This is a genomic window from Bacillus sp. GMa5/1, assembly GCF_050172015.1.
Classification (GTDB): domain Bacteria; phylum Bacillota; class Bacilli; order Bacillales; family Bacillaceae_G; genus Bacillus_A; species Bacillus_A cereus.
In genome coordinates this window covers 40,314-49,815 of record NZ_JBNLYC010000022.1, presented here as the reverse complement: position 1 = coordinate 49,815, position 9,502 = coordinate 40,314, and the positions used below count along the sequence as shown (strand labels likewise).

Sequence of the window (9,502 nt, the reverse complement as noted above, 5' to 3'; positions counted from 1 at the left end):
AAATATGAATAATTTCGTAAAGGTAGGTTTAACTACAGGAGTGGTGTTATCGGCGATTATGCCTTATGGAGGAGTACATGCGGAAACAGAAGATTTAAAAGTGGAAACAAAGGAAGATACGTTCCGAACAGGTAATTTAACAGCACCTTCTCAAAATTCGGCAGAAAATGTAGCAAAGGATGCACTAAAAGGAAAAACAGAACAAGCATTATCATCAAAGCAAGTTAATACGGAATCCAAAGTTAATTATAATGTTACGCAAAGTCGTAAATCTTATGATGGTACTACATTGGTACGTCTTCAACAAACGTATGAAGGACGTGATGTATACGGATATCAACTAACAGCACATATTAATGATGATGGTGTACTTACGAGCGTTTCGGGAGATAGTGCCCAAAATTTACAACAACAGGAAGATTTGAAACAACCTATTACTCTATCAGAAGAGGATGCAAAGAAACAGCTTTTCAACATCTATGGAAATGATCTAACATTTATCGAAGAACCAGAAATTAAACAAGTGGTATATGTAGATGAAAATACAAATAAAGCTACAAACGCATATCAAATTACTTTTAGTGCATCTACACCTGAATATGTATCCGGTACAGTATTAATTGATGCTTTTGGTGGTAATCTATTAAAAGAACTCGTTCAAAAATTGGGTATACAAGTAGAGAGTAGTATTGTCCAATCTGCGACATCAAATAAATCAACAGATCCTTCAAAATTAACAGGTACAGGAAAAGATGACTTAGGTATTAATCGTACGTTTGGAATTACACAAAGAAGTGATGGAACGTACATGCTTGCAGATTATTCTCGTGGTAAGGGAATTGAAACATATACTGCTAATTATAAAGATTATAATAATTATAGAAGAAATGTATGGGGTTATCTCGATGATTTAGTAACAAGTAATTCTACAAATTTTACAGATCCTAAAGCAGTTAGTGCCCATTATTTAGCAACGAAAGTATATGATTTTTATCAAGAAAAATATGGCCGTAACAGCTTTGATAATAACGGACAAAAAGTAATTTCTGTCGTTCATGGTTGGAACACAAATGGTACGAATAAAGGAAATCCTAAGCAGTGGTTTAATGCATTTAGTAATGGCGCTATGCTAGTATACGGAGATCCAATTGTTAGAGCATTTGATGTGGCAGGACATGAATTTACACACGCGGTTACAAGAAATGAGTCTGGACTTGAGTACGCAGGAGAAGCTGGTGCAATTAATGAAGCGTTATCTGATATTTTAGGAGTAGCCGTTGAAAAGTATGCCAATAACGGAAAGTTCAATTGGACAATGGGAGAACAATCAGGTCGTATTTTTAGAGATATGAAAAACCCATCATCTATCTCTTCTAGATATCCAGAGGATTATAGGCATTATAATAACTTACCTATTGATGCTGACCACGATCATGGTGGTGTACACACGAACTCTAGCATTATTAATAAAGTAGCTTACTTGATTGCTAGTGGTGGAAGCCATAATGGAGTAAACGTACATGGCATTGGAGAAGATAAAATGTTTGATATTTTCTATTATGCAAATACGGATGAATTAAATATGACTTCTGATTTTAAAGAATTAAAAGAAGCTTGTATTCGTGTAGCAACGAACTTATATGGTAAAGACTCATTAGAAGTACAAGCTGTCCAACAAGCCTTTAAAGCAGCGTATATTTAATATTATTGTGATGAATTACAAACTCTTTCATTTTAATATAGTGATTAATTTGTATTTATAGACAAAAACCTTGTAGAATTTTTCTGCAAGGTTTTTGAATGTTATCCCGCTATTTGCCGGGCGGTAAGACCCCGCCTCAAAATTCAGCTGTTATTTTTTTACTTGTTGTAAAGGATGGAAAGCTTTTAAGGTTGTGGCACGCCTCTTAAGAAAAAGATAAGGCGAAGCGATCTCGCTGTTATTTTCAAACAACAAACATTTGTTATTTGTATTATTTAGTGAAAGTTACCAAACGTTTTTCAAAACTATTTTACCTATTGCTTTATTTGACTCCAAATATTCATGTGCTTGTGCAACTTCATCAAACGTAAAAGATTTAGAATCTAGCAATGGACGAAGTTTTCCTTCTTCTACAATTTGCGTTATTTTCGTTAAGATTTCTCCGCAATCATTACGCTTATCTGTATGTAATATTTTTAATGCCATAAAAGTAACGTGCAGAGAGAGTCCTTTTGCGTGTAAAGGAGAGAGGTCATGGGTTGAACGAGCTGCAATAGTTATGACAGTTCCATTGACCGCAGCAGCTTCAAAAGAATGATCAAGATTCTTGCCGCCTACTGTATCAAATATAACTTCAAATCCGTTTCCGTTCGTATGTTTTTGTACATATTCTTGAACAGATTCTTCTTTATAATTAATAGCTATATCGGCTCCTAAACGATGGGCTATTTCCATTTTGTTTTGCTGAGAAGCTGTTGTAAAAACTTTAGCGCCTGCCCATTTAGCTAGTTGAATGGCTACGTGTCCTACGCCACCAGTAGCTCCATGAATGAGAACATTTTGACCAGGTTTAATATTTGCACGATCAAATAAAGATTCCCAAGCTGTAATTGCAACTAATGGTAGAGCAGCAGCTTCTTCCATTGTTAAATTGTTAGGTTTGTGAGCAATTAATCGTGCATCAGCAAGCATAAATTCTGCAAGTGCACCTCCAGTTTCTTTAAAACCTCCGGCACATCCGTATACTTTATCCCCTGATTTGAATTTCGAAACACCTTCTCCTACTTCAATAACAATACCAGCTACATCGCCGTGTAATATAGCTGGAAACTCAGGAGCGACGGCTGAAACGGCCCCACTACGCATTTTTGTATCGATTGGATTTACACTTGTTGCTTTTACATCGATTAGAACATGACCTGGTAAAAGTCTTGGTTTTGAAACTTTTTCTAATTGAAATACAGATGAATCCCCAAAAGAATGGATGATTTGTGCTTTCATAGTTTATACCTCCTGTTTGTGGTTATAGCATAGCAAAGTACGAAAAATAAGTATAATATTTTGAATTTTGTTAGTGAGAATTTTATATAGAGAAGGGGAAAGTGCATGAAATGAAATAATGTAACGTACTTCTAAAAACTACTGTAAAGCTTTTTGAAGAAAGGGTAGATGTTATTTTTGCAGCATGATTTATTCATTATGTTTATTATTACTCACTTAGTATAGGTATTTTAAAGTGCTACATCACTTTAAAGTACGTACTGCTATTCATGTTATGGCCGATTTATAATAACACTCGTAGCACAAAGAAAGTTATAACGATTACAATAGGCAACAATGTGGTGTTACAGTATTGCCTATCAATTTTGAGTAGAAATATGAAAAGTATAGAGTTATATGAATGAAGGAAAGAAAGTGGATTGTGAGCTACAAAAGGATTAAATCGTCTTATTATAGAGAAGCCTTTTGGTTATAATGTAACGTCTGCTCGTGAGTTTAGTGCTAAATTAATTGAATGTTTTGATAAAAATGATATTTATTATAACGATCATTATCTTTGAAAATGAATGGTAACTAGGAATACACTTAGAAAAGTATTACGAAATAAATCGTATGTAATTCAAGACATTTTTATTGACGATAATAATTTATGTGGTTAATATATTAGACATAAGATTATTTAATTACTAAAAGTAATCAGATATAAAATGTTTCGTTAAATTCTATAAATAAGTAAGTTGTGGTAGAAATGCTTTGAATTGCCACTATTAATATTGGGGACAATTAAAAAGCGAAAGGTATAAAAAGAATTGGGATTTGATAACTCTTTGTTTTTATAAAACATGAGCTTCTGTACAATTCATTTTTAAAATATTGACAAGGATTATACAACAAGAGGGGGACTGAAATTGGAATCAATGACCTTTGTTTTATTTGGAGCGACAGGGGACTTAGCGAAACGCAAAATTTACCCAGCACTATATAATTTATATAGAGATCAAAAGCTTCCAAAGCAAATATCCGTTATCGGGCTTGGGAGACGTCAAGTATCTCATGTAGATTTTCAAGAAAGAATAAAAGAATCAATAGAGACGTTTTCCCGTCATAGAGAAGAAGGTACTCCGGAACTGGAAGGTTTTTTAGATAATTTTCGCTATTGTCCATTAGATGTGAGTAAGCCGGAAGACTATGAGAGGTTATTACAAGTCGTTCGTGAAAGGGAAGAAGAATTACATATAAAAGGAAATAGAATGTTTTATCTTTCCGTTGCTCCTGAATTTTTCGAGACCATTGCTTTAAATATTAAGGAAAGCGGACTTGATAAAACGGATGGATGGAAACGTCTGATGATTGAGAAACCATTCGGGCACGACCTTACATCTGCTCGTGAGCTTAACGATAAGCTTAGTCGCACGTTTGAAGAAGACGAGATATACCGTATCGATCATTATTTAGGTAAACCGATGATTCAAAATCTTGAAGCATTAGAATTTGCAAATCCTGTTCTCCAATCAATTTGGAATAAAGAACATATAGCGAATGTACAAATCACAGCGAGTGAAACAGTTGGGGTTGAAGAAAGGGCAGGATATTATGACCAGGCAGGGGCCATTCGAGATATGGTTCAAAATCATATGTTACAAATATTAATGATGACTGCTATGAATCTGCCGGAAAAGGTTAATGCATGTGAAATTCGAGAGGAAAAGCGAAAGGTAATGGAAACGCTTCGTAAAGTGAAAAAAGAAGACGTTCAAAGCCATATCATTCGCGGACAATACGCTGCAGGTGAGATAAAAGGCGGGCAAGTTGTAGCATACAAAGAGGAGCCAGGAGTAAATCCTTCTTCTAACATAGACACATTTGTTGCTGCTCGCCTGTGGATCGATAATCCATTTTGGACTGGCGTTCCCTTCTATATACGAACAGGCAAACGAATGAAAGAAAAGTCTACTCGTATTGTAATCGAATTTAAAAATACGTTAAAACAGCAATATCAAGATAATAATCCAAATGCAGCACCTAACTTATTAATAATTGAAATTAGCCCAGGTGAGAACGTTTCATTACAGTTAAACAGTAAAAATCCATTGAAAAATGGAGAAATTGAACCGATGCGTATTAACTTTACTTGTGAGCAAGCGGATGTGGGAGTACCTGAAGCGTATGAAAGACTCATTCATGATGCTGTGAGTGGAGACGCTACATTCTTTGCACATTGGAGAGAAGTTGAATTGTCATGGGAATGGGTACAACCAATTCTTGAAGCGTTCGAGGAAAACTTATTACCGCTTCATGAATATGAGTCTGGTTCATATGGTCCAGAAGCGTCTAATGAACTGTTACAAGAAAGTGGATTTAAATGGTGGTTAGATCAAGAGACGGAAAAATAAGTACTTTCTTTAATGAAAGCATTTAGGGGGACGATTACTATGACACAAAACATAAATCAATTAGCAGTGAATACACTTCGTACGTTATCGATTGATGCTATTAATGCGGCAAACTCAGGTCATCCAGGTCTTCCGATGGGAGCAGCACCAATGGCTTATGCATTATGGGCGAATCATTTAAATTACAATCCTAATCACCCAGAATGGTTTAACCGTGATCGTTTCGTTTTATCGGCGGGACATGGATCTAGTCTGTTATATAGCCTACTTCATTTAGCTGGATATGACGTTTCAATTGATGACTTGAAAAATTTCAGAAAGTTAAATAGTAAAACACCTGGACATCCTGAGTTTGGGCATACTCCTGGAGTTGAAGCGACTACAGGCCCGTTAGGACAAGGGATTGCTAATGCTGTAGGAATGGCAATGGCAGAAGCTCATTTAGCAGCGAAGTTCAATAAGGATGGTCACTCTATTATAGATCACAATACGTATGCTTTAGTCGGAGATGGTGACTTAATGGAGGGTGTCGCTTATGAAGCGATGTCAATGGCAGGACATATGAAACTTGGCAAGTTAATTGTACTGTATGATTCAAATGAAATTTCACTTGATGGTGAATTAGGCATTGCTTTCTCTGAAGATATTCAGAAAAGGGCAGAATCTGTACATTGGCAATATGTAAGAGTTGAAGATGGAAACGATGTTGATGCGATTACAAAAGCTATTCAATCAGCGAAAGAAAATACGGATCAACCTACTCTTATAGAAATTAGAACCATTATAGGTTATGGAAGTCCAAAAGTTGCTGGAACGAACAAAGCACATGGTAATCCGCTTGGAGTAGAAGAAGCGACAGCGACAAAACAAGTGTATGGTTGGGATTATGAGGAAGATTTCTTTGTACCTGAAGAAGTAAAAGCTCATTTTAATGAACTAAAACAAAAAGGTATTGAAAAAGACAATGACTGGAATGAGCAGTTCAACTTATACAGAGAAGCGAATCCTACACTGGCAGATGAATTAGAAAAAGCGATTACAGGTGAGGTTTTAATTGAAGCGAAAGACATTCTATCCTTTGATACTGAAAAAACAATTTCTACTCGTGTTGCAAGTGGGGAAGCTATTAATCATTATGTGAAATCGATTCCTTCTATTTTCGGTGGAAGTGCGGATCTTTCTCATTCTACGATGACAGATATAAAAGGTGAAGCAGTATATGCAGTAGAATCATATGCTGGACGAAATATATATTTCGGTGTACGTGAACATGCAATGGGCGCTGCAGCGAATGGATTGGCGCTTCATGGAGGAGTAAAACCTTTCGTAAGTACATTCTTTGTATTTAATGATTATCTTCGTCCGTCCATTCGACTGGCTGCACTGCAAAAGTTACCTGTTACTTACGTATTTACACATGATTCGATTGCTGTAGGAGAAGATGGTCCAACGCATGAACCAATTGAACAATTGGCAGCTCTTCGAGCAATTCCTGGTTTAACAGTTATCCGCCCGTCAGATGCAAATGAAACAGCAAGTGCTTGGGCGTATGCTTTACAGCAAACGGATGGTCCAGTCGTTTTAGTACTGAGTCGTCAAAATTTACCGGTGTTTAATGAAACGAAAGCGAACATAGAGAATTTCTCTAAAGGAGCTTACGTATTAACACAAACAAATGAAAATCCGGATGTAATTTTAATTGCGACAGGTTCTGAAGTATCCTTAGCTGCTAGTGCGAAAGCAAAATTAGAAGAAGATCAAGTTTCTGTTCGCATCGTTGCAATGCCGAGCTGGGAGTTATTCGATCGCCAATCGAACGAATATAAAGAATCCGTTCTTCCGTCTTCTATAACGAAACGAGTATCTCTTGAGATGGGTGTATCTCTCGGTTGGGAACGTTATGTAGGACAAGAAGGAAAAGTACTATCAATTGAAACATTTGGAGCTTCAGGAACTGGAGCTGAAGTCATGAATCTATTTGGATTTACGACAGAAAATGTTGTTCAAATTACAAAAAATGTGTTGAATTCTTAAGCTATGACTGTGAATACCTTTCTGTACATATTAAAATTTCAGTGCTGAAAGGTATTCCAGATTGTAGTGATATGGATTTTTAATAAAAGATGATTTGAGGAGGAATTATATTATGCAAGTAGGATTAATTGGGTTAGGTAAAATGGGATTAAATTTAGGGAAAAATTTAATGGATCATAAACATGAAGTAGTAGCATTTGATTTAAATACGAGCGCAGTAGAAGAAATGAAAGAGTACGGGGCAACAGGTACATCTAGTTTAAGTGAACTTGTTCAGTCATTACAATCACCAAGAATTCTTTGGGTAATGGTACCACACGCTGTTGTTGATTCTGTTATTGATGAGGTTACACCACTTTTATCAAAAGGAGATATTTTAATTGAAGCTGGTAATTCACATTATAAAGAGTCTATCCGCCGATATGAGCAATTAAAGAAAGATGGCATTCACTTTATGGATGCAGGAACTTCTGGCGGAATGGAAGGCGCTCGTAATGGTGCTTGTTACATGATCGGAGGAGATCAAGAAGCTTGGGACATCGTTGAACCTATCTTCCGCGATACTGCTGTAGAAAATGGATTCTTATATGCTGGAAAAGCTGGTAGTGGTCACTTCTTAAAAATGGTTCATAACGGAATTGAATACGGTATGATGGCTGCTATTGGTGAAGGATTTGAGATTCTAGAGAAAAGTGAATTTGACTACGATTATGAAAAAGTATCAAGAGTATGGAACAACGGTTCAGTGATTCGTTCTTGGTTAATGGAATTAACAGAAAATGCATTTTCTAAAGATGCAAAACTGGATGAGATTAAGGGTGTTATGCATTCTTCTGGTGAAGGAAAATGGACAGTAGAAACAGCATTAGACCTTCAAACAGCAACTCCTGTTATCGCAATGTCTCTATTAATGCGCTACCGCTCATTAGACAATGATACATTTACAGGAAAAGTTGTAGCAGCTCTGCGCAATGAATTTGGCGGACATGCAGTAGAAAAGAAATAAAGTGAAACTTTAATAAGTAGGGGCTTCATTCCACACAAATCGGGCTTTTACGGGATAAGCATATTAAACATGTAACTCATCAACGTTTAAAAACTGGAGGGAATTAATCATGAAATTTTTTATTGATACTGCAAATCTTGAGGATATAAAAAAAGCATATAAACTTGGAGTTTTAGCTGGTGTTACAACGAATCCTTCTTTAGTAGCGAAAGAGGGCATTAAATTTGAAGACCGTATTGCAGAAATTTGTCAGGCGGTTCCTAAAGTTGAATCTGTTTCGGCAGAAGTAACGCCAGATGTTGTTACAGCTGAAGAGATGATCGCCCAAGCAGAAGAACTGATTAAAATTAACGGTGGCGATGAAAAAGTTACAATTAAACTTCCGATGACGTTAGCAGGATTAGAAGCTTGTCGCTACCTTACTGAAAAAGGTGTGAAAACGAATGTTACACTTATTTTCACGGTGAACCAAGCACTTTTAGCTGCTCGAGCAGGTGCAACGTACGTTTCTCCATTTTTAGGACGTTTAGATGATATTTCTGAAGATGGTGTACTATTAGTTGCTAAAATTGCTGAATTATTCGATGTTCATCAACTAGATACACAAATTATTGCGGCTTCTGTTAGACATCCAGATCATGTAACTCGTGTAGCGATGGCAGGTGCTCACATTGCAACAATCCCTTATAAAGTAATTGAACAACTTGCTATGCACCCATTAACAGACCAAGGTATTGAGAAATTTGCTGCTGATTGGGCGAAAGCGCCTAAATTATAATGTTATGAAAGTGAAGGTGCTTTCCGAAAGTTGTTTTTCATGAGAAGACAAATCCTAAGTAACTTCATCGTTTAAAGTGGATACTGAGTTTGTAGTCTTACTACGTGAAAACAGCAAGAGAAGAAAGTGTCATTCACTTTTAAAAAAGGGAAAATTGATCGCGCGAAGCGTTTATCACAATAACATTATAATTATGGAAGAGAAATCCCCTTATTAGAGAGATGAGTTATAGTGTATCTCTAATAAGGGAGATTCTTTTTATATAAATCATTATGATGTGAAGATGCTTTTAAGTGTATAGCAATATG

General features: G+C 36.1%; 6 protein-coding genes and 1 pseudogene. 6 read left to right on the top strand and 1 reads right to left on the bottom strand.

Annotation, left to right across the window (positions count from 1 at the left end; genetic code table 11):
- The first annotated feature begins 4 nt into the window (after positions 1-4).
- Complete coding sequence (locus ACQGSG_RS08395; RefSeq protein ID WP_001058955.1) at positions 5-1,702, top strand: M4 family metallopeptidase; 1,698 nt, start codon at positions 5-7, stop codon at positions 1,700-1,702.
- A gap of 285 nt (positions 1,703-1,987) precedes the next feature.
- Here ACQGSG_RS08395 and ACQGSG_RS08390 read toward each other — a convergent pair whose 3' ends face one another.
- Complete coding sequence (locus tag ACQGSG_RS08390; RefSeq protein ID WP_000647265.1) at positions 1,988-2,983, bottom strand: zinc-dependent alcohol dehydrogenase family protein; 996 nt, start codon at positions 2,981-2,983, stop codon at positions 1,988-1,990.
- A 407-nt stretch (positions 2,984-3,390) separates the two neighbouring features.
- Here ACQGSG_RS08390 and ACQGSG_RS08385 point away from each other — a divergent pair.
- The 5 genes and pseudogenes from ACQGSG_RS08385 to fsa all read left to right on the top strand — a co-directional run.
- Positions 3,391-3,543: pseudogene (locus tag ACQGSG_RS08385) on the top strand (glucose-6-phosphate dehydrogenase); the annotation flags it as partial.
- Positions 3,544-3,891: 348 nt separating this feature from the next.
- Positions 3,892-5,376, top strand: a complete 1,485-nt coding sequence (gene zwf / locus ACQGSG_RS08380) for a glucose-6-phosphate dehydrogenase (RefSeq protein WP_000445362.1) — start codon at positions 3,892-3,894, stop codon at positions 5,374-5,376.
- A gap of 39 nt (positions 5,377-5,415) precedes the next feature.
- Positions 5,416-7,410 (top strand): transketolase, encoded by a 1,995-nt coding sequence (gene tkt / locus ACQGSG_RS08375; RefSeq protein ID WP_000193046.1) that lies wholly within the window; start codon positions 5,416-5,418, stop codon positions 7,408-7,410.
- A gap of 112 nt (positions 7,411-7,522) precedes the next feature.
- On the top strand, positions 7,523-8,416 hold the full coding sequence (gene gnd, locus ACQGSG_RS08370; RefSeq protein WP_001195925.1) for a phosphogluconate dehydrogenase (NAD(+)-dependent, decarboxylating): 894 nt from the start codon (positions 7,523-7,525) through the stop codon (positions 8,414-8,416).
- A gap of 109 nt (positions 8,417-8,525) precedes the next feature.
- A complete protein-coding gene (gene fsa / locus ACQGSG_RS08365; protein WP_098605177.1) occupies positions 8,526-9,194 on the top strand; it encodes a fructose-6-phosphate aldolase in 669 nt (222 codons plus the stop codon).
- Positions 9,195-9,502 lie beyond the last annotated feature (308 nt).